The 19,303-nt window shown below is 62.8% G+C and carries 18 protein-coding genes and 5 pseudogenes; 12 read left to right on the top strand and 11 right to left on the bottom strand.

The features are described 5' to 3' along the window. Window positions 1-203 precede the first annotated feature (203 nt). Window positions 204-1,025 carry a matrixin family metalloprotease gene (locus tag G333_RS0100695; protein WP_019627417.1) on the bottom strand — a complete coding sequence of 274 codons (822 nt, stop codon included), beginning with the start codon at window positions 1,023-1,025 and terminating at the stop codon, window positions 204-206. Between the two features lie 462 nt (window positions 1,026-1,487). Between G333_RS0100695 and G333_RS0100690 the strand changes: the two genes are divergently transcribed. After that, complete coding sequence (locus G333_RS0100690) at window positions 1,488-1,970, top strand: hypothetical protein (protein ID WP_019627416.1); 483 nt, start codon at window positions 1,488-1,490, stop codon at window positions 1,968-1,970. Window positions 1,971-2,407: 437 nt separating this feature from the next. Here the strand turns inward: G333_RS0100690 and G333_RS0100685 are convergent, their stop codons facing one another. Next, window positions 2,408-2,764, bottom strand: a complete 357-nt coding sequence (locus G333_RS0100685) for a rhodanese-like domain-containing protein (RefSeq protein WP_019627415.1) — start codon at window positions 2,762-2,764, stop codon at window positions 2,408-2,410. 136 nt (window positions 2,765-2,900) lie between these two features. Between G333_RS0100685 and G333_RS0100680 the strand changes: the two genes are divergently transcribed. After that, window positions 2,901-3,269 carry a rhodanese-like domain-containing protein gene (locus G333_RS0100680; RefSeq protein ID WP_019627414.1) on the top strand — a complete coding sequence of 123 codons (369 nt, stop codon included), beginning with the start codon at window positions 2,901-2,903 and terminating at the stop codon, window positions 3,267-3,269. Window positions 3,270-3,464: 195 nt separating this feature from the next. Here G333_RS0100680 and G333_RS0100675 read toward each other — a convergent pair whose 3' ends face one another. Beyond that, window positions 3,465-3,668 carry a hypothetical protein gene (locus G333_RS0100675; RefSeq protein ID WP_018938832.1) on the bottom strand — a complete coding sequence of 68 codons (204 nt, stop codon included), beginning with the start codon at window positions 3,666-3,668 and terminating at the stop codon, window positions 3,465-3,467. Between the two features lie 199 nt (window positions 3,669-3,867). Here G333_RS0100675 and G333_RS0100670 point away from each other — a divergent pair, with 199 nt between their 5' ends. Further along, window positions 3,868-4,416, top strand: a complete 549-nt coding sequence (locus tag G333_RS0100670; RefSeq protein ID WP_018650485.1) for a glutathione peroxidase — start codon at window positions 3,868-3,870, stop codon at window positions 4,414-4,416. A 234-nt stretch (window positions 4,417-4,650) separates the two neighbouring features. Then, entirely contained in the window at window positions 4,651-6,843 is a 2,193-nt protein-coding gene (katG, locus tag G333_RS0100665) for a catalase/peroxidase HPI (protein ID WP_019627413.1), read from the top strand. A gap of 361 nt (window positions 6,844-7,204) precedes the next feature. On the opposite strand, the pseudogene G333_RS14160 reads toward katG, so the two are convergent. The 3 genes and pseudogenes from G333_RS14160 to G333_RS0100655 all read right to left on the bottom strand — a co-directional run. Continuing rightward, window positions 7,205-7,516, bottom strand: a pseudogene (locus G333_RS14160) (NnrS family protein); the annotation flags it as partial. A gap of 284 nt (window positions 7,517-7,800) precedes the next feature. Beyond that, a pseudogene (locus tag G333_RS14155) lies at window positions 7,801-8,691 on the bottom strand (NnrS family protein); the annotation flags it as partial. Between the two features lie 229 nt (window positions 8,692-8,920). Beyond that, window positions 8,921-9,253, bottom strand: coding sequence for a DUF3634 family protein (locus G333_RS0100655; RefSeq protein ID WP_019627412.1), 333 nt, complete (start codon window positions 9,251-9,253; stop codon window positions 8,921-8,923). Window positions 9,254-9,503: 250 nt separating this feature from the next. On the opposite strand from G333_RS0100655, the gene G333_RS0100650 reads away from it, so the two are divergent. The 8 genes and pseudogenes from G333_RS0100650 to G333_RS15210 all read left to right on the top strand — a co-directional run. After that, on the top strand, window positions 9,504-9,782 hold the full coding sequence (locus G333_RS0100650) for a type II toxin-antitoxin system RelE/ParE family toxin (RefSeq protein ID WP_026340850.1): 279 nt from the start codon (window positions 9,504-9,506) through the stop codon (window positions 9,780-9,782). A 10-nt stretch (window positions 9,783-9,792) separates the two neighbouring features. Beyond that, entirely contained in the window at window positions 9,793-10,080 is a 288-nt protein-coding gene (locus G333_RS0100645) for a HigA family addiction module antitoxin (RefSeq protein WP_026340849.1), read from the top strand. Between the two features lie 271 nt (window positions 10,081-10,351). Continuing rightward, the gene (locus tag G333_RS0100640) at window positions 10,352-10,636 is read left to right on the top strand and encodes a type II toxin-antitoxin system Phd/YefM family antitoxin (protein WP_019627410.1); all 285 of its coding nucleotides are present in this window, start codon (window positions 10,352-10,354) and stop codon (window positions 10,634-10,636) included. Between the two features lie 4 nt (window positions 10,637-10,640). Next, window positions 10,641-10,961 carry a type II toxin-antitoxin system RelE/ParE family toxin gene (locus tag G333_RS0100635; RefSeq protein WP_019627409.1) on the top strand — a complete coding sequence of 107 codons (321 nt, stop codon included), beginning with the start codon at window positions 10,641-10,643 and terminating at the stop codon, window positions 10,959-10,961. Between the two features lie 385 nt (window positions 10,962-11,346). Then, the gene (locus G333_RS0100630) at window positions 11,347-12,459 is read left to right on the top strand and encodes a Fic family protein (RefSeq protein WP_019627408.1); all 1,113 of its coding nucleotides are present in this window, start codon (window positions 11,347-11,349) and stop codon (window positions 12,457-12,459) included. 68 nt (window positions 12,460-12,527) lie between these two features. Then, window positions 12,528-12,689 (top strand): annotated as a pseudogene (locus G333_RS14500) (type II toxin-antitoxin system RelE/ParE family toxin); the annotation flags it as partial. Beyond that, complete coding sequence (locus G333_RS0100625) at window positions 12,686-12,967, top strand: helix-turn-helix domain-containing protein (RefSeq protein WP_019627407.1); 282 nt, start codon at window positions 12,686-12,688, stop codon at window positions 12,965-12,967. The pseudogene G333_RS14500 and the gene G333_RS0100625, both read left to right, overlap by 4 nt. A 241-nt stretch (window positions 12,968-13,208) precedes the next feature. Further along, window positions 13,209-13,346, top strand: a pseudogene (locus G333_RS15210) (transposase); the annotation flags it as partial. 24 nt (window positions 13,347-13,370) lie between these two features. Here G333_RS15210 and G333_RS0100620 read toward each other — a convergent pair. From G333_RS0100620 to G333_RS15010, 5 genes and pseudogenes are all read right to left on the bottom strand, one after another. Further along, window positions 13,371-13,715, bottom strand: a pseudogene (locus tag G333_RS0100620) (DUF2254 family protein); the annotation flags it as partial. 297 nt (window positions 13,716-14,012) lie between these two features. Continuing rightward, a complete protein-coding gene (locus G333_RS0100615) occupies window positions 14,013-15,206 on the bottom strand; it encodes a diguanylate cyclase domain-containing protein (RefSeq protein WP_019627405.1) in 1,194 nt (397 codons plus the stop codon). A gap of 491 nt (window positions 15,207-15,697) precedes the next feature. Continuing rightward, entirely contained in the window at window positions 15,698-17,488 is a 1,791-nt protein-coding gene (locus tag G333_RS0100610; protein ID WP_019627404.1) for a DUF262 domain-containing protein, read from the bottom strand. Between the two features lie 151 nt (window positions 17,489-17,639). Beyond that, complete coding sequence (locus G333_RS0100605) at window positions 17,640-18,674, bottom strand: nuclease-related domain-containing protein (protein ID WP_019627403.1); 1,035 nt, start codon at window positions 18,672-18,674, stop codon at window positions 17,640-17,642. A 369-nt stretch (window positions 18,675-19,043) separates the two neighbouring features. Then, window positions 19,044-19,283: a hypothetical protein gene (locus G333_RS15010; protein ID WP_155986102.1), complete on the bottom strand. Its 240-nt coding sequence runs from the start codon at window positions 19,281-19,283 to the stop codon at window positions 19,044-19,046. Between the last annotated feature and the right edge of the window lie 20 nt (window positions 19,284-19,303).

The raw sequence follows: 19,303 nt of genomic DNA, 5'->3' as shown, positions 1-19,303 counted from the left end.
TTTCGGGGTCCCGTCTCCGGTAATGAGTCCCTTGCCGGGAGCCGGCCCCGCCTTGGCCCATCGGTACGGTCACTCTACGGTAACCGGCCACGTATGCGACGTCCTGTCGCGGGGCCGCGGCAATCGGTTGGCGTGCTACGGGTGGGGGCCGCTCGTGGTGGAGCAGGGGCATGGGAAAGACCTGCCCCTGAATTGACTCGGAGCTACTTCTCGCCGATGCCAAGGCCGCTATCGACACCGGTCACGGGCACGATACGGCCGTTCGGGTCAAGGAAGAGGTCGCTGGTGAATGCGCTTTCCCCGTCCTCGGTCGGCATCTCGGCCAGTTGGGTGTCGAGGGTATCGGCGGGGCGCCCGTAGAGCCGCTGGACTCCGCGCAGATCGCCGGGCTGCAGGTCGGCGAAGTCCTCGGTGTACCTGAATCCCATCACCTGCCCGGATGGCCCGGGATGGTCCAGGCCGATGGCGTGACCGATCTCGTGAGTCAGCGTATAGCGGATGTCGTACACATCCTTGTTGCCGTCGAATCCGACCTTCCACTCGTGTGCAGGATTCAGACACACCAGCGACTGTTCGATGGTGCGCACATCCACTTCCGCATCGGACGAGTAGGAAACGTTGGAGAAATCGTCCGCATCGGGTGCGTAGGCTACGTTGGCGAATGCCCGTCCACGCGGCTGCCCCTGGGCACCGAGGATGATATCCGCCTCCCGGGTATCGCTTACCTTGTGGAATGACAGACCGGCCGCGCGCTCCCAAACCCGAAACGCCGCCGCGGCCTCGCGATCCAGCGTCTCCATGGAGAGGGCTTCGCCCAGAAGCTCGTCAATCGGTGCGAGATCGCGGCAGTTGTGCGCATCATCGAACCGTAACGCCTCCCCGGCAAAGGCATAGCTGATGCTGGCCCCCACCCCTAACTGCTGGTCTCCCCACTTCACCTTGTAGCCATCCAGCTTGAGCAGCCGATACCCACCGTCGTCGGCAAGGGCCGGCAGCGGGAGTGCCAAGGGCAGAAAGCCGGCCATTACCAAGGCCAGCGCGGGAAGGTGTGCATGCGTGACTGATCGCACCGCAGTCTCTCCTGGTCGGGCCCCGTCAAGAGCGCCTTCAGGGCGCGCGAGGCTCCCGCGCAGCGTAACATAACGGACGACTAACGCTTATGTGTGACATCGAACCGACGAAGCAGTCGGTCACACCCAGAGTCCGAACGGGGCGTCCTGCGGTCAGCGCACCGTACTCGGCTCAACCTGCGGCGTGGACCCGCGCAGGCGAGGGTGGGGCGCGTATCCAAAGCCGAACCAATAACCCCGCAGTGCTGTGTCATTGCGGGCCTCGAAGGGGCCGTGGTAATCGGCTGAAGCCCCACGAATTCGGGGCGCTGGAGGGGAGCAGGCGCATAACCGAAGCCCTACGGGGTCAAACCTTGCCCTTTGCCCGCGCCTACTGCCCGTGCCGGAAAGCCAGACTGGATTGGAGAGACGCGTTTGATGAATCGATCGTGGCCCGTGCTGGGTCTTTGCATCTCCCTGGTTTTCGCCGGCGCAGCCTGGGCGGACACCACGGAGCTGGACGGCGACTGGGCCTGTCCTGCCGTAATGCAACTGGCCACCATTGGCTCGAGCCAACTGAATCTGCAGCTCGATACGCGCTCCCGTCTGCATCCGGACGGGCGGTACAAGAGCGAGGGCGACGCCGTGGCCCAGTTCGGCCTGTGGCCGCTCACGCTGATCGCGACCAGCGAGGGGCAGTGGCAGCGCGAGGAGCAGCAGATCACACTCACCGTGGAAGCCCTGGACCTGTCGCCCGGCTCCCCATCAGGTGTCGAACTCCAGCGCCACCTGATCCGGCAGATCACTACGCGGCTACCGGAACTCCCGCATACGGAGGTCACGCGGATCGTCGCCGAATCGCCCACGCGCCTCGTGGTCGAGCACGCGTCCGGCGAACGGTACACCTGCCAACGCCTGTGAGCCCTCGCGCGGGCGCAGACCGAGATCTGCCCCGTCTTCCCCTTTCCTGATTAACAATCAGGGTCAGCCAGTCACGGGGATCATCCGGGGACGACAATAGCCCTTGCCCCTGCACTGTCATCCCGGCCGGAGCGAAGCGAAGAGCCGGGATCTCCCCCGTCGGGACAACCCCAGCAGCCGCCGAGATCCCGGATAACCGCTACGCGGTTTCCGGGATGACGAAGAAGGAGGCGCGTGGAGCCGCTGGGCGCCTACCGCTGCGCTCCAGGGCCACCGTCGGCCACCGGGTGCTGGATGGACACACCCGAGCCCGCACCGTCCTTGGACCTGGCTGACGCTTGTGGCTAATCAGTGCTTCCTTAGGGCGGGGGCAACGGGCAAGGTCGGAAAATCCGAAGCTGGACCCCAAGACCATCCGGTCGTCAGGCGGAGCTCTCTTAGGTGTCGTTTGCCTTCTGGTAGGCGCGCAGTCCCCCGGCGATGGACTGGACATTGGTATAGCCCAGATCCACCAGCTGGGCCGCCGCCAATGCCCCGCGGTTTCCACCATTGCAGAAACAGACCATGGGCGCGTCCTTGTCTGGTGCGACTCCCTCGATCTGACGCGTGATGGAATCCAGCGCTACATTGCGGGCGCTCGGCAGGCTGCCTTTCTGGTACTCCCCGGGTTCGCGCACATCGATGGCCACCGCACCGGATGCCAGGCTGGCGTCTACCTGTTGCGGCTCGATCTCCTTGATGCGAGCGCGCGCGGCTTGCGCCCGACGGAGAAACTCTTCGTCGTGATGATCCATAATGATTTTCCTTTCGGCGATGGTTTTTCGCGCGGTCAGTGCTGAGAACAGCCCATCCTCGCCGCGTCGCGAATTAGGTACGGGGCACAAGACAAAGTTCGACCGCGTTCTTGCCCGTGGACAGGAGGTGATCACGATGGGTTTGAGCCAGTGGTGGCCGTTCGGCCGCGTGCCGGAAATGAGCCCCGAGGAACTGGCGCAGGCGATGGAGAACGCCCAGGTGCAAGTGCTGGATGTGCGCACCGGTGTCGAGCATCGTCGGAGTCGTATCCCGGGCGCGCGTCACCTCCCGATCACGCAGTTTTCCAAGCGACGCCTGGCGGACCTGGAACTCGATCCCGATCGTCCCGTGGTGGCCATCTGCCTCAGTGCACACCGCAGCATCCCCGCCGTGCGCAAGCTGCGGGCCCGCGGCTACGAGGCCCGCCAGCTTCGCGGCGGCATGCTCGCCTGGTGGCGGGCAGGACTGCCATGCGAGCGGGGAAGTGAAGGCGTCGGTGGATAAGACCTGCCACCGTCACGCGGGCCCGGCAAGCTCAGAAACGGGGCGGCCATTCCCCTTGGCCGCATGCTCTCGGAGTGCAAGGGCCCCGTTTGCGGCCCAGGGGCCAGCGTGCGCGCCCTTGGAGCGGCCGTTGCGGTCAGGAGCGCCGAGTAAACGCAGTTCGCGGCTTGCGTCCGTCCCCGGCCGGCCGGTATCTCAGTCGTCGTCCTTGTCCTGCTTGCTGCCCGGAGTGACGGCACGTCCCACCGCTCCGGCGGTCTTGCCGGTCGCCTTGGCGGCGCCGGTGGTGACGCTGACGGCGGCGCTTCCCGTGGCACCGGCGACCTTCACGGCCGTGCAGCCCGTGGTCAGCGGCAGGATGATGGCAAGCAGCAGGAGCGGGCGGGTGTAGGCAATCATCGGCTAGAGACTTCGTTGATGTCTGCGATCAAGGGTACGCCCGTCATGCCCGTGAGGCTATGGCATGTCCAAAAGGGAGCACCGAAATGGAGGATGTTCGGCGCCATCGTGGCCCCGGGCTGGCAGTCACGAACCGGCCCTCCACAGAACCCACAGGTGCGCCGCTGGTCTGAAGGCCGAGCCCCTGTGGAGACTTGCGATGTCCCGTTTTGCGCCCTTGTTCGCTTCCCTGTTGCTGGTGCTGCCGATGGCCTGCGCAACCGCCACGGAGCCCGATACCGAGGCCTTGTTCCAGCACGAGCTGGGCCGGTTGCACGCGTCCGAGATTGTCAGCCTGCAGGAACGCTTTCAGGGCCATCCGCTGCTGATCATCAATACCGCCAGCCATTGTGGTTACACCGACCAGTTCGGTGGGCTGGAACAGTTGCATCAGGACTACCGGGACCAGGGGCTGAAGGTGGTGGGCTTCCCCTCCCACGACTTCAATCAGGAGGCCGACGACGAGGCCGAAACCGCCCGGGTGTGCTTCGAGAACTTCGGCGTCACCTTCGACATGTTCAGGCCGATCAGTGTGCGCGGCGCGGACGCCCACCCGATCTTTCGCGAACTGGCCCGCCAGGCCGCCGCCCCGCGCTGGAACTTCTACAAGTACGTGGTGGACCGAGAGGGGCGGGTGGTGGCGCACTTCCCCAGCCAGGCTGGCCCCGGGTCCCCCGAGCTGCGCCGAGCGATCGAGAGCATCTTGTAGCCCATCGCGCTGTAGAGCCTCTCGCGTAAAGATAGCGGGAGGCTATCTCGATCATGGTGAATATCAACTGGAACTAATGGCTCGTGAGGCCTAGCTTCAAGGGCAGGTGGACAGTGAAGCCACCCTGGCCGAAGGTGGCCCAGGGTCGGAACGGCTTGCGGTCCCTGAGGAAAGCCATCGATGACATATGGATGACGGCTTCCGAAACACGAACCAGCTGAACGCAGCGAAAAAATGGAGAACGATATGGGTGAGCATCAGAACATGGGCAAATGCCCGGTCATGCATGGCGGCGAGACCGCCGCTGGCCATTCGGTCATGGACTGGTGGCCGGAAGCGCTGAACCTGGACATCCTCCATCAGCATGACCGCAAGACCAACCCGATGGGCGAGGACTTCGACTACCGGGAAGAGGTCAAGAAGCTCGACTTCGACGCCCTGAAGAAGGATATGCACGCGCTGATGACCGAGAGCCAGGCGTGGTGGCCGGCCGACTGGGGCCATTACGGCGGGCTGATGATCCGCATGTCCTGGCACGCGGCCGGCACCTACCGTATTGCCGATGGCCGCGGTGGCGGCGGCACCGGCAACCAGCGTTTCGCGCCGATCAACAGCTGGCCGGATAACGTCAGCCTGGACAAGGCGCGCCGCCTGCTGTGGCCGATCAAGAAGAAATACGGCAACAAGGTCAGCTGGGCGGATCTGATGATCCTGGCCGGGACCGTGGCCTACGAGAACATGGGTCTGAAGACCTTCGGCTTCTCCTTCGGGCGCGAGGATATCTGGCATCCCGAGAAGGACACCTACTGGGGTGCAGAGAAGGAATGGCTGGCACCCTCCGACGAGCGCTACGGCGACGTCGACAAGCCCGACACCATGGAGAACCCCCTGGCAGCCGTCCAGATGGGCCTGATCTATGTGAACCCGGAAGGGGTCAACGGCAAGCCCGACCCCCTCAAGACCGGCGAGCAGGTCCGCGAGACCTTCGCCCGCATGGCCATGAACGATGAAGAGACCGCGGCGCTGACCGCCGGCGGCCACACCGTGGGCAAGTGCCACGGCAATGGCGATGCCGGTGCGCTGGGTCCGGATCCCGAAGGGGCCGATGTCGAGGAACAGGGCTTCGGCTGGAAGAATCCCAACATGCAGGGCAAGGCCGCCAACGCCGTCTCCTCGGGCATCGAGGGTGCCTGGACCACCCATCCGACGAAGTTCGACATGGGGTACTTCGACCTGCTGTTCGGCCATGAGTGGGAGCTGAAGAAGAGCCCCGCCGGCGCCTGGCAGTGGGAGCCGATCGAGATGAAGGAGGAGGACAAGCCGGTGGATGCCAGCGATCCCTCCATCCGCCACAACCCGATCATGACCGACGCCGACATGGCGATGAAGATGGATCCGAAGTACCGGGCCATCTGCGAGAAGTTCATGGCGGATCCCGCGTACTTCCAGGACTGCTTCGCCCGCGCCTGGTTCAAGCTGACCCACCGTGACCTGGGCCCCAAGACCCGCTACATCGGTCCGGAAGCGCCGCAGGAAGACCTGATCTGGCAGGACCCGGTGCCGGCCGGCAACACCGACTACTGCGTCGAGGCGACCAAGAAGAAGATCGCCGAGAGTGGCCTCAGCATTGCCGAGATGGTCAGCACGGCCTGGGACAGCGCCCGCACCTTCCGCGGCTCCGACATGCGCGGCGGCGCCAACGGTGCCCATATCCGCCTGGCCCCGCAGAAGGATTGGGAGGGCAACGAGCCGCAGCGCCTGGACCGGGTGCTCAAGGTCTACGAGCAGCTCTCCGCCGAGACCGGCGCCAGCGTGGCCGACCTGATCGTGCTGGGTGGCAGCGTGGGCATCGAGCAGGCCGCCCGGGCGGCCGGATACGATGTCCTGGTGCCGTTCAATCCGGGGCGTGGCGATGCCAGCGCCGAGATGGTCGACGCCGACTCCTTCGCGCCGCTGGAGCCGCTGGCGGATGGCTTCCGCAACTGGCTGAAGAAGGACTACGTGGTCAAGCCGGAGGAGATGCTGCTCGATCGTGCCCAGCTGATGGGTCTGACCGCGCCGGAGATGACCGTGCTGATCGGCGGGATGCGCGTACTCGGCACCAACCATGGCGGCAGCAAGCATGGCGTATTCACCGGCCGTGAAGGCCAGTTGACCAACGACTTCTTCGTTAACCTGACCGACATGGCCAACGCCTGGAAGTCTGCGGACAACGGCATCTACGAGGTCCGTGACCGCAAGAGCGACCAGGTGAAGTGGACTGCCAGCCGCATCGACCTGGTGTTCGGCTCCAACTCCATCCTGCGCAGCTACGCCGAGGTGTACGCCCAGGATGACAACGAGGAGAAGTTCGTGAAGGACTTCGTCAGGGCCTGGACCAAGGTGATGAACGCCGACCGCTTCGATCTGGAGCAGTACCAGCAGTAAGCGCGGCCTGAACCGGGCGGTTTGCCCGGCATGCAGACCAGGACGCCCGGGACCATCCCGGGCGTTTTTTTGTGCCGAGGGTTCGGCTACTGCTGCCCGGTGCGCGAATTCCCGGTCGCCCCCGTCCTTCGGCTCCCGCGACCGCCGGAGGGCAACCGCCCGCGCCTGATCCTCCAGGCGTGTCTGGCCCCTGCGAGCCCGCACCCACTCGGCCTCCGGGTGGTAAACGCCGTCCGGCCTTCACCCAACGCCTGTTTCGACGCTCAGGTCGGGCCGTCCAGGACCTTCAACGAGCCCTTCGAACCCGGACAAGCTCGTTAAGCCAATCGGTTGCCGTGGTCCGGCCTCGGCAGTTCGGTAGCTAGCCGTAACGCCCGTCGACGCGCGGTTTGACCAGCATCGGGGCATAAACCCAGAGAAACCCGGCGAAGGCCGCGATCCACAGGAGTTGCGAGGCGCTCATCCAGCTGGCGGTCAAGGCCGGCCAGAGCAGGGGGCCGGCCACCCGTACCAGCGCCCCGATGGCCAGCAAGCCGAAGAGCAGCCCGAGGACCCGCGGCGGGTCAAACACGTTACGTCCGGTATGGCCCAGGGCGACGCGCGTCATCATCCCCAGGGTCATCATGCCGATGCCCCCGTAGGTGAAGGCGTGCAGCGCGGCCATCGGGTTAAGGAAACACTGATTAATGAACACGCTCGCGCTCGAGTCGCTTTCGCGTGCGAACAAGGCGCGGTGACTGCCGTGCAGTCATTCTGCACAAGGGAACCGCAACGCCGTGCGCACGCGAAAGCGGCCGAGCCCCTGCATTCATCGGCTTGTGGGGTTGGCACCCCAGGTTCCCCGATCCTGCGTTGCGCCGATTGCGGGTAGAACCACTACCCGCTGCACGACGCGCCTTGTCTCGGAAAACCTGGGGTGCCAACGCGAGCGTGTTCATTAATCAGTGTTTCCTTAAGGGGCGTGAATTCGGCCACGGCCCGCAGGGCAAAGCCGACCACGATCCAGCCGTAGGCCATCATCAGCACCCAGAGCAATGGCTTGCGCCACAGCGCCGGCGTATGCCAGCCCGCCCAGCGCATGCCATGCGCCACGGCCAGCCCAGCCGCCAGCCCCGCCGCGACCGGGGCCCATGGCAGGAACACCTCCACCAGCCAGAAGGCGAGCAACAGCACCAGGGCGAGGCGGTCCAGCCAGTCCCGGTTCACCGGCGTAAAGGCACCATCCAGCCCGCGCTCGATAAAGAACGGGATGACCCGGCGCCCCATCATCAGGATCAGCGACAGCACCAGATAGACCCCGGAGTAGAGTCCCAGGCGCTGGCCGCCATCCAGCAGATCGAAGGCGCCCAGGTAGAACAATCCGTTGCTGGCCCCCAGCAGCGCGATCTTGCCGATCACGGCGAGCTGGGCCCATTGGCGCGTCTGCCATACCGGGCGGGCCAGGGCGGCCAGCAGCCACAGGGTAAAGCCGAGATCGAACAGCGCCATGGCCACCAGGCCGGGGTCCCCGAACAACGCCGCCACCCGGCCGCCGAGCCAGAGCCCGGCCAACACCAGCAGCGCGGGCCCGTGGGTCGTCTGTACCCCGGTCCAGTTGCGCACAGCCGTGAGCAGGAACCCGGCGACCACCGCCATGGCGTAGCCGAAGATCAGGGTATGGCCGTGCCAGGCGAAGGGCCCGCCAAAGGCGGCCGTGGGCAGCGCCGCCATGTCGAATTGGTAGAGCCAGGTCCACAGACCCACGACCAGCACGGCGTACAGCCCTGCCAGCAAGAAGAACGGGCGAAAGCCCAGATGGCTCAGGGCAAACCGATACGGTCCCGGCTCTTCGATAGTCAGCTTCAACATCGCCCCCTTGGCTCCGCGGGGCTAGTACCCGCCATCTCTACGCGAACCACCCAGAATTCAGGTTCGCACCCGCTCATATAATGCATGCGGTGTGAAGCTTTTTGCGAACTTGGCCCCTTCGTCATTGCGAGGCCTCGAAGAGGCCGTGGCAATCGGTCGGAGTGGCCTGGATGCCGCTCGATTGCCACGGGACCAAAAGCCAGGGACTGACCCCGAGCCCCGCGCCTCGCTATCCCGTCGCGCGCATGCCGCCGCCTCCCCCTCCGCCGGGCGGGGGTGTCCAGACGTTGCGAAAGGCCTGATGCGTCTTCGGTGGGAGGTGGCGGGAGAAGCGCAACTCGACACCCCGGTCGGTGCGCACGGCCTGGATCCGGCCCTGCGTCAGCCCGTAACGTCGTGCGACGTCCTCGCAGCCCCTCACGAAGCCGGACGGCGGCTTGCCGCGCCGCACGCGGGCAGCGCCATCGCGCAGCTCCACCGAAAACACCAGCCGGGCATGCCAGAGCATCAGCGCGACGCCAAGCCCCAGCAGGGCGAACATGATCAGGAACGTGAGCAGCATGATGGATGGCGGGACAAGGGTGCGCCCCAGTGTAGCGCACCCCATCCGCAGTTCTTCGCCTCCGCTCGTCGGCGACTCGTCACCGCAATAGCCCATTTACGGGCCCAAAAGCCCCGTTTAAGCCCTGGAAATAGCCCTTCAGATTCGCAAAGCCGCGTTAACTCAGTCCGTTACCGTGGTCCGACCCCGTCCTTCCCGTCAGCCCCCGTCGAGGATTGTAACCTGTTACGTTGCAGGGTACGATTTCTGAATGATTCGAAGCTTCAAGCACAAAGGATTGGCGAAGTTTTTCTACTCTGGCAGCACTGCGGGGATTCAGGCGGTGCACGCCAAAAGGCTTCGACTCATTCTGGGCCGACTCCATGCCGCGTCAGGGCCCGCGGATATGGACCTGCCCGGCCTGCGGCTGCACGAACTCTCGGGCGCGCGTGCCGGAATCTGGTCCGTGGTCGTCAGTGGCAACTGGAGAGTGACGTTCCGATTCAAGGATGGAGATGCCGAAATTGTTGATTACGAGGATTACGACTGAGGTGGCGCCGATGTTGATGCACAACCCTCCCCATCCGGGTGAAGTATTGCGCGAGCTTTGTCTCGAGCCCCTTGGGCTGTCCGTGACCGAAGCCGCAAAAGCCCTGGGCGTAAGCCGAAAAACCCTGAGCGCCGTGCTCAACGGCAAAGCGGGGATCAGCCCCGAAATGGCCATCCGCCTTTCCATCGCGTTCGCTACCTCGGCGGAAAGCTGGTTGAACCAGCAGTCTCAATATGAGCTCTGGCATGCGGAGCAGCACCGGAAGGATCTCAAGGTCAAGAGGCTGGTGGCGGCATAGACACTGGCATCTCCCTAGTTGACCGGGTGCAACCAGCGCGGCACGACCGCGACGCCAGGCACTGTCATCCCGGATAACCGCTGCGCGGCTTCCGGGATGACGGCGTGGCGTCCGGAAGGAGATGGGTGTCCTCTTTCTCCTTTTCTCGTGGTCAGAGCACATTTGTGGGCCGGAATACGCCTGGTCGCCGTGGTCCGCCCCCGTCTTGCTTACACAGAGTGCTCTCCATGGCCCTTTTAACAGGCGCTATAGTCCGCCCTAACGGCGGCTTATGATGGAGCGGATCGTGATGATCAAATTTTCCGAAGACCTGGTCCCCCTGACCGACCTGAAGGCGAATCCCGGACGGGTTATGAAACACGTGGCCGAGGTTCACCGGCCCGTACTGCTGACTAGCCGGGGCAGGGGTGTTGCCGTGGTGCAGTCGGTGGCGGATTACGAAAAGGCCGAGGAAGAGCGGGAATTCATGCGGGCCGTCGTCGCGGGTCTGGCGGACCTGGAGGCCGGCCGGGAAGTCTCGCTGGACGAGGCCAGGGCGCAGCTCGGTCTCAACTAGCAATATGCCCGGCATTACGATCACGTTTGCCGAAACCGCCCTGCGCGATCTCGAGCAGATGCAGGAGTGGTACTCGGAGCAAGGCGTGCCGGAGGTCGGACCGACGCTGGTGCAAGAGATTTTCCAACGAGTCCAGGCCCTGAAGAACGACCACCCCGACATCGGCAGGGTGGTGCCCGAATTTGACCAGCCGTTCCTGCGAGAGGTCGTCCATCCACCGTGCCGCATCGTGTACCGGGGTGATCCCGGTCGGGTGAGGGTTGTCCGCGTCTGGCGAAGCGAACGCCTGCCGCACCTCCCTGGTGGAGCGTCGAAGAAGAACTAGGCAGCCACCAGACCTCCGCTCACGGTTCGTGGCGTTTGAGCGCACGCAAGCCCGGCCCACCGTCATTGCGGGGCCTCGAAGAGGCCGCGGCAATCCGTCGGAGCGACCCGAGACTCTACCGATCCCCTTTGCGGTGCCGGAGTGGGATCTAATCTCAGAGCAAGAGCCCATTTATGGGCCGGAATGCCCCGTCTAAGGCCCTGAAACAGCCCTTCAGATTCCACCATCGGTTTAAAGTCAGTCTGTTACCGTGGTCCGACCCGTTATGTGACCGGACCCGTTATGTGACCGCGCTTCATGGGCAACAAGCAGGGTCTGACTCCGAAGCCGCTTGGAAATGCGGAGATTGACCCGCATAATCTACGCATAGATTGCGGAGAATGCCGTGCAATACATCTGGGAACTGACCGGCTGGCCCCACTGGCAGTGGGACGCGGAACATATCGCGCCGATGCTGGCTGCGGCCGCGCGCGAGCAGGGTCGGCTGCTCGGAAGGATGCAGGGATTGGGATTCGCACTGCGCGAGGAAGCGTCGTTTCGCGTGCTGTCGGAGGATATCGTGGATTCCGGCGCGATCGAAGGCGAGCGACTGCCTCTGGATCAGGTGCGCTCCTCGCTTGCACGTCGCCTCGGCCTGGAGGCGGGTGGACTGACCGCTTCAGGGCGGGACGTCGACGGCATGGTCGAGCTGATGCTGGATGCCACGAAGTCCTTTGACCGTGAACTGACAGTGGATCGGCTGTTCGACTGGCATGCGGCCCTGTTTCCGACGGGACGTAGCGGGATGACGCGGATTCCGGTCGCGCGTTGGCGGGATGACGATGAAGGGCCGATGGAGGTGGTGTCGGGTCCCGTTGGTCGGGAGACGGTGCACTTCTCCGCGCCACCGGCCGAGCGAATCCCGGGGGAGGTCGACGCCTTCGTCGCGTGGTTCAAGGCGCCCGGCCCTCTGGATCCGCTAGTGGTGGCGGGGCAGGCCCATCTCTGGTTCGTGACCATTCACCCGTTCGCGGATGGAAATGGGCGTATCGCTCGGGCAATCGCCGATATGGCGCTGGCACGAGCGGATGGTTCGGCGGAACGTTTCTACAGCATGTCCGGGCAGATCCTTCGGGAACGCAGTGACTATTACGCCATCCTGGAGCGGACTCAGAAACAGGGGGACCTGGACATCACCCTGTGGCTGGAATGGTTCCTGGGCTGCCTGCAGCGTTCGCTGAGCAACGCCCAGGATGCACTCGAGCACGTGCTGTTCAAGGCCCAATTCTGGGAGCGCTTCGCCACGGAGCCGCTCAATGCCCGACAGATCAAGGTTCTCAATCGCCTGCTGGACGGATTCGAAGGTGGGATGACCTCTTCACGTTGGGCCCGGATGGCCAAGTGCTCGCAGGATACGGCGCAGCGCGACATTGCGGACTTGGTGGCTCGAGGCGCATTAAAGAAGAACCCGGGCGGTGGACGCAGCACGAGTTACGCCTTGCCGGACACGCTCGGATGACCCGTCTCGTCGCACCCGGTCGACAAGGAATGCGGTAGGGGGCAAGGTCTGACCCCAAAAGTCTGTTTCGAGACGAGGCCGGAGCATTTCGGGTCCTCTATGTCGCCAAGTTCGGGGATGCGGTTTACGTGCTGCATTGCTTCTGGAAGAAGACACAAAAAACCCGCAAGAGCGATCTGGACTTGGCCGCTCAGCGTTATCGCGATTTGCTGCAGGAGATAGGCCAATGACCGAGCACCGATTCGACAGCGTGTGGGATGCGATTGAGAACACCCCGGAAGAAGCGGAGAACATGAAGCTGCGTTCCGCTCTGATGAGGGCCCTCAAGGACCATCTCGTTCGCTTGGAAATGAAACAGGGCGAGGCCGCGAAACTCTTCGGAGTCACGCAGCCGCGAGTCTCTGATCTGATGCGAGGAAAGATCGACGTGTTTAGCCTCGATGCCCTGGTGAACATGGCAGCGGCCGCCGGGTTGCACGTTGAGTTGCGGGTCCTCGACGCCGCGTAGCTGTGTCCGCATCTCCTGATCGCAAAAGTTCTAGCGTCGGCCTGCCGTGTTATGGGTGGGTAGTCCAGCGATCCATGGGGTAGGTCGCTCTCGTGGAATCACGGGGTCACACCTTGCCCTTTGCCTCTCCCCTGATGCGGGGGCAAAAGGCAAGGTCGGGCAAAAGGCAAGGTCGGGCAAAAGGCAAGGTCTGACCCCGACCCCCGTCCGGGGGCAAAAGGCAAGGTCTGACCCCGACCCCCGTCCGTCGTTGATGCGCGAGGCGTTGCAGCGCGGCCAACTCACCGGCAACCAGCGTTTTGTGGATGAGGTGGAGCAGATCATCGGCTGTCGCGTTGAGCGGCGGCATCCTGGCGGTCCGCCGTCACGTCAGCCATGAGAAAATAAATCTGTCCCCGTTTTTCACGAACGTGCCCAGCACGACCTGAGTCGTCGTATCGCGCAGGAAATTGCGGAGCAAGCGCGGCCCCAACTGCGACGTCGCCAGCGACAGGGCGACCAGCGTCATCGAAAACACAACTCCAGCGATGGTGATCATCGATCCGGCGATGACCCCCAGCACGGCGCTGGCCCCCTCGGCTCCACCGGTGAATGTCCAGCCCCACGAACGCAACAACCAGTTCGTCACCGGCCTATCCAGGGCGACGCTTATGAAGGCCAAAAACACCGCGCCCAGGGCCATCACGGTGGGGATGAACCATAAGCTGGATCGAATGCGGTCCCAATACCTGAAAGTCAGTGTTTTCACTATGACGCCTCATTCACTCACATGCTGTTCGCCGAGTTACCGTGGTCCGACACCGTCTTCCTCCATTCTCCCGACCCCGGGGAGATCCTATCTTCCGTGGAGGAAAAACAAGGCCGTGTTCTTACAGAAGAGTACGCCGCGTGTCGTCAGGACCGGAAGGGGCGGGGGAAAAGGGTGAGATGGCGTCATTGCGAGGCCTCGCAGAGGCCGCGGCAATCGGCCGGACTGGCCCGAGACCTTGTTGGTAGCATTCGCGGTGCCGGGTCGGATCGGAAAGGTGGTGTCCTCTTTCTCCGGCTACGTCCCGCGCCCCGCCTTGAGACCATACATCGCGCGGTCGGCTTGCCCCAGCAGTTCGTCTGGATCGCCGTCTCCCGGACCGTAGGCCCAACCCAGAGTCATCGCCAGCGTGACCTCGCCCGCAGCAAGCTGGACCGGCCGGGACACCGCCGCCTGCAGTCGCTTCCCCTCGGCTTCGGTTGAATCCTCGCCAAAAAGTAGCACCGCAAACTCGTCACCCCCGACCCGGGCCACACAGGCCGGCTCGCTGAGCGCCTCCTCCAGCCGGCGGGCGACCACCCCCAGCAGTTCGTCGCCCGCCGCGTGTCCGAACCGATCGTTCACCGGCTTGAACTGGTCGAGATCGATGAAGCCTACGGAGAACGCTTCGCCGGTCCGTTGGGACCAGGCGATTGCGTCCTGCAGGCGCTTATAGAAAGCACGCCGGTTGGGTAGACCGGTCAACGGGTCGTGGCTAGCCTCGTGCTGCAGCCGGTGTCCGGCCTCGTCGAGCTGTGACGCCTGCTCGCGCAAATCATGGTGCATGGTCACCAGGGTCCGCCGGGTGAGCAGAATCAGAGCCAACGCGAACACCACGCCGCCACCACCGAACACCAGCATGAAGCGCTGCGTGTGCGCCCCGACTTCGCCTGCGCGCTCGGCTGCCGCTTCCATCTGGGCGCGTTCATGTGCTCGCAACGCCTCGATGGAGCTGTCGAACTCCCGATCCAGATCAAACAGACGCTCGCTCAGGATCGCCATTGCCGGCGCGATCTCCTCGCGGGCCGCCAGGTCCACCACCTGGTCCTGCAGCCTCACGATCTCCGGGATCAGGGCATCTTGTTCCTCGAGTCTTGCCCGCGCCGCATCCTCGGTCACGCGCTCATTGAGGGCCGCTCGCACCTCGCCGACCCGGTTCCCCCAGCGGTGGTACGCCATCATCAGGTCATCACGCTCGAAGGGGTCGTCGGTGATGACCTGATTCACCATGGTCTGGTGGCGATTGTAGGCGGCCTCCAGCAGATCGGACGCCAGCTGGATGCGCTGTCCTCGCTCCTCCGTGATGTGACGTAGCTCGTCCAGCAGGCGCTGGTTCTGCCACAGGCTGTTGCCCACAATCACAATCATGCCCGCCAGCAGGACCACGAAAGCGACCGTGATGGCGTTCAACAACCGCCCGCTGATCCGCTGCACCTTTTGCGAGAACTGCATCGACTACTCCTTCCAAGGGGCGAGCATGGGGAGCCACCCTCCCATGGGCCAAGCGCCCCGCACTGTCGCGCGGATTCCGGATAGTATCGGATCAAACCGTGATTTCTTACTCGAATATGAGGCGGAGGGCCAAAGCAACGTCTGCCCTGTCATTCCCCGCCGTCATTGCGAGGCCTCGAAGAGGCCGCGGCAATCCGTCGGAGCGGTCCGAGACTCTACCGATCCCCTTTGCGGTGCCGGAGTGGGATCTAATCCCAGAGCAAGAGCCCTTTTATGGGCCGGAATGCGCCGTTTAAGGCCTTGGAACAGCCCTTGATATTCGACAATCGTTGTAAAGTCAGTCGGTTACCGTGGTCCGACCCCGTCATGAGGTCCATTTATGGGCCGGAATGCGCCGTTTAAGGCCCTGAATTAGTCCGCCTGATTCGGAAAGGCGTTTTAAGTCAGTCCGGTACCGTGGTGGGCCGACCCGTCGTCTGCTCGGCTGGCTGTCACAGTGCCTCGTAGTATCGGCGGACGAGTGCGGCCATCATTTTGCGGCGCGCTTCCAGGAACTCCTGATAGTTGGTGGCCGTGACGTCCCCGATAAACTCCGGTATGGCGTTCTCGGCTAGATTCGCCTTGAGGTCTTCCTGATTGGTGATCTCGCCAAGCCGAAATTGCCCTGTGGCAATCTGCTCGGATATCCACGCCATGTACTCCTTGGGCGGACGATCCTTGATCGCGATATTGATAGGCGTTTCGGTGAGCGCGAAGTTGGCCACCTGGTTGTAGTCCCCCTGCTTAGGAAACCCGTTCTGGATCAGGTGGTTTTTGGGGACGATGTGATGCAGGTCGCCGTGACCTTCGATCATCTGCGCGACGCTGATCGATTTGGACAGGAATCCGCGGCCCCCGCTGTTAACCCGCGCCGCGAGATACGTCTGGAAAGCCGGATTGCGAGTGCTGGGTGTGTTGAGCTCCTGAGGGAGCGCCACATTCCAAAATCCCTCCCCGAGCTCGGACTCCTCGAGTATTTCGAGGTAACGTTCAGCACCACTTTCACGAATTCGTCTCAGATCGGTCTCCCAAGTCGACTCAAAACTCCCTACAGCCCGACCCGAGAGCAGGGTGAGCACAAACCAGCGCTTGATGATCCGAGACCGTTGTCCTTCGGTCATGTCGCCATCCTGACGCAACAGTAGATACAAGGCGTAGGCGAAGTTCAGCGCGTTTTTCGACCCGATCATGCTGGCGTCTATGAACCCCGCTGATTTGATCATCATCACGAAGCGCTCGATGTGTGTCTTGCTTACCAACTGATCCAAGGCATGGCCAAATCGCTCATAGGCACCCGGAATCCGAGCTTCATCGATCTTCCGGGTTTCGGGGTCCAGCCCGGAGAGTTCGCTCACGATCGCGCCCGCCTTGCCTCGGTTGAATCCAACCAATCCGGTAATGCGGATTACATCGGTGTACTCGGGCTGGAAGAGTTCATCTGACTGATTTCGAAGCCACTGTATTTTCTGAAGATGCTCCGTGGCGGCGAATTCCTCGTCGTTCTCCTTGATGTCCGAGAAGGCGTGCCCCGCCACGGCCAGGTGACAAAAATAGTCGATCAGCTTTCGCAGGTTTCGGCCTTCGTTACCGTAGGTGGCGATCTTGCTCATCACGAAATCGGCGCTCGAGAGGGGGACGCCCTTGGCATTGATGCGAACAAAGATCTCCGCGACCGTTTCGACATCCAGATCATCCGCCAGCGAGATGACGCCGACCTGGGCGTGCTCGATTGCCGCGAGTTTCGTTACCGAATCCTCGACCTTGCGCTGGTCGGTATCCGGATTCTTTTCGAAATAACTGCGCAGAAAGGTTAGCTGGCTCGAGCCGGAGTAGAACTCGCTGATGTCGTGGATCCACTCATTGCTCTTTCGGATCGCAGGCGTTTGCGTTGCGAACACCTCGGTTAGAGGATTAAACGAGATCGCGATGCGCTTTTTCTGATACCGGGTACCGACGACAGGCTGGCCAGCAATCGCGGCGCGAAGGGCGGTTACCCGCTGCTGCCCGTCGATCAGAATCTGCTGGTGAGCAGCGACCTCTCCGCCCTTGAGCTTCGCACCAACGGATTGCCAAGTGATCAGGTAGCCGACCGGGTAGCCGTTGTAGAGCGAATCCAGTAGGTCCCGAACCTGCCACGTCTTCCAGACAAACGGCCGCTGCAGTTCCGGAATCGCAATCTTGTCGCTTCGCACGTCAGCCAGCACCTGGCTTACCGCGGTTTGCTTCACTTCATACTTTGCCATTCTTATCGCCTTGTGCTTGATGCGGGACGGTCGCGTAGCGCTCCCAAATACCAGTCAGACGCTAGCCCTCCCGGTGGGGGGTAACGCCGCAACCCTCAACGCACGTTTGTCGCCGCTTTTCAGGGTCTCTGGAATCGTCGAAGTCAGGATGCTACTGCTCGGTAGAACTGCCACGCTGCTCAAGCACCACCCACTCGTTGGAGCAGTCCTGGCAGGCGCTGGTGTAGGTCGGGCCGGATTTGGTCACTCGCACCTTGCGGGACTGGCAGGCGGGGCAGGGCACCTTCATTGAGGTGTTCGTGCCGCAGGAGTCGCAGCGCACGTAGTAGCCGTATTTGCCGTACATGCCGGTCAGCTTGTCTTGCTCGCCGCATTTCTTGCAGGCGAGAGTGGAGGGCTGACTGGGGCTCGTAGCCGGCGAGGGCCCGGCTTGGGTGGGTTGCGGCTCTGGCGTCGGCGCTCGCTGCGCCTTTGGTGCCGGCTCGGGATTATCGGAAACGGGCGGCTCCTGGACACGCGGGGCCGGCTCGGCCACGGCCGACGCCTTTGTACCCTGCCCGAGGTGGCTTTGCAGCAGGAACTCCCCGATCCCTTCGATTTCCTTCTGGCTGAAGCGCGGCTTGACGGTTACCAATCCCTTCGCCCGCGAGCCGACCAGTTCCCGCACCTTCCCCGCGACAAACTCGCTCTTCACCACTTGATTCGTGATCGCACGAGGCATGTCGTCGCGGTGGAGGATCGCGCTGCTGGATACGGCGCAGAGCGTCCGCCAGTCACGTCCGCCAATCTGGGTCTGGAGGCCCAGCAGTCGGCCGAGAAACTTCTCCACGTTCTGGCGAAGGAGATCCTTGATCAAGGCCTCCTGCAGCTCCGCTTGCCGCACAGGGGAGGGCATGCCGTACCAGTCGCCGCGGTAGCTACGGGACCACTCCCCATGGCCGTTCACCTTCACCTCGCCGTAGATGCTCTTCGACTCGATGATGACCAGCCCATAGGGGTGCACCACCAGGTGGTCAACCTGCGCGCGCTCCCCGTTATGCTCGATGCGCAGGTCGTTGATGATCCGCACGCCCTCATCGTCGCCGAATTCGCGCCGCAGGTAGAACGCCACGTCCTGTTCCTGCTGGTGCCCGGCCTTTGAGCGTTCATCCTGGCCGCTTGGGCCGTCCTTCTCCTTAAGAATCATCGAATCTCCTGAGTTGAGCCATACAGCCTCTCCGTCGTCGCCTTACACGATTTCCGCCAGACGCCCCCAGCGGCCGATTTCAGCGTCGAAATGGGCGCTTAAAGGCGTTAAACAAGCTTTCGGGGCAGTTTAATCGTGTGCAATACAAACGATTACCGTGGTCCGACCCCGTCACACTCACGTTAGCCATGAGAAAATAAATCTGTCCCCTTTTTTGATCGCTGAATATTTAGAAACGGTGAATCGTTGGAGAGCATCATATTTGAAATCTAACGCCAAGCTCAGCCGAGGAAGGCCGCGTCGCGGCCTGACGTCGGATGAAGCGCCGTGTTATGCAGAATATCTCTCATATTTTGTGAGAGCGGCGAGTTACTTCCCACCAAAGTGAGTTTCGAATAAGCCATCTCGCTTCAATGTTGCCTCAGCCCATGTTGAGTCCTGTACTTCAACTTCATAATTGAGTACGTTTTGTGAGTTCATCAATGATTTTATCCAATCCTCAACTTCACCAAGACGGGAGTTGTATGTTTTACCGTGACAATAAACAGTTACACCTACACCATCATCACCAACTGGTTTCGCAATAAACGTTTTATATTCACCAGACATTTCGTAGCTCCTGTATGTTC

This window comes from Thioalkalivibrio sp. AKL10 (assembly GCF_000381845.1).
In the GTDB taxonomy this organism is placed as follows: Bacteria; Pseudomonadota; Gammaproteobacteria; order Ectothiorhodospirales; family Ectothiorhodospiraceae; genus Thioalkalivibrio; species Thioalkalivibrio versutus.
This window is presented reverse-complemented; position numbering and strand designations above follow the sequence as displayed.

Excerpts from the sequence above, each read along its gene's own strand:
- G333_RS0100695 (WP_019627417.1), bottom strand. The coding sequence starts at position 1,025 with ATGGCCGGCTTTCTGCCCTTGGCACTCCCGCTGCCGGCCCTTGCCGAC.
- G333_RS0100680 (WP_019627414.1), top strand. The coding sequence starts at position 2,901 with ATGGGTTTGAGCCAGTGGTGGCCGTTCGGCCGCGTGCCGGAAATGAGC.
- G333_RS0100670 (WP_018650485.1), top strand. The coding sequence starts at position 3,868 with ATGTCCCGTTTTGCGCCCTTGTTCGCTTCCCTGTTGCTGGTGCTGCCG.
- G333_RS0100625 (WP_019627407.1), top strand. The coding sequence starts at position 12,686 with ATGACCGAGCACCGATTCGACAGCGTGTGGGATGCGATTGAGAACACC.
- G333_RS0100640 (WP_019627410.1), top strand. The coding sequence starts at position 10,352 with ATGATGGAGCGGATCGTGATGATCAAATTTTCCGAAGACCTGGTCCCC.
- G333_RS0100610 (WP_019627404.1), bottom strand. The coding sequence starts at position 17,488 with ATGGCAAAGTATGAAGTGAAGCAAACCGCGGTAAGCCAGGTGCTGGCT.
- G333_RS0100690 (WP_019627416.1), top strand. The coding sequence starts at position 1,488 with ATGAATCGATCGTGGCCCGTGCTGGGTCTTTGCATCTCCCTGGTTTTC.
- G333_RS0100645 (WP_026340849.1), top strand. The coding sequence starts at position 9,793 with ATGTTGATGCACAACCCTCCCCATCCGGGTGAAGTATTGCGCGAGCTT.
- G333_RS0100675 (WP_018938832.1), bottom strand. The coding sequence starts at position 3,668 with ATGATTGCCTACACCCGCCCGCTCCTGCTGCTTGCCATCATCCTGCCG.
- G333_RS0100635 (WP_019627409.1), top strand. The coding sequence starts at position 10,641 with ATGCCCGGCATTACGATCACGTTTGCCGAAACCGCCCTGCGCGATCTC.
- G333_RS0100605 (WP_019627403.1), bottom strand. The coding sequence starts at position 18,674 with ATGATTCTTAAGGAGAAGGACGGCCCAAGCGGCCAGGATGAACGCTCA.
- G333_RS0100655 (WP_019627412.1), bottom strand. The coding sequence starts at position 9,253 with ATGCTGCTCACGTTCCTGATCATGTTCGCCCTGCTGGGGCTTGGCGTC.
- G333_RS0100685 (WP_019627415.1), bottom strand. The coding sequence starts at position 2,764 with ATGGATCATCACGACGAAGAGTTTCTCCGTCGGGCGCAAGCCGCGCGC.
- G333_RS0100650 (WP_026340850.1), top strand. The coding sequence starts at position 9,504 with ATGATTCGAAGCTTCAAGCACAAAGGATTGGCGAAGTTTTTCTACTCT.
- G333_RS15010 (WP_155986102.1), bottom strand. The coding sequence starts at position 19,283 with ATGTCTGGTGAATATAAAACGTTTATTGCGAAACCAGTTGGTGATGAT.
- katG (WP_019627413.1), top strand. The coding sequence starts at position 4,651 with ATGGAGAACGATATGGGTGAGCATCAGAACATGGGCAAATGCCCGGTC.
- G333_RS0100615 (WP_019627405.1), bottom strand. The coding sequence starts at position 15,206 with ATGCAGTTCTCGCAAAAGGTGCAGCGGATCAGCGGGCGGTTGTTGAAC.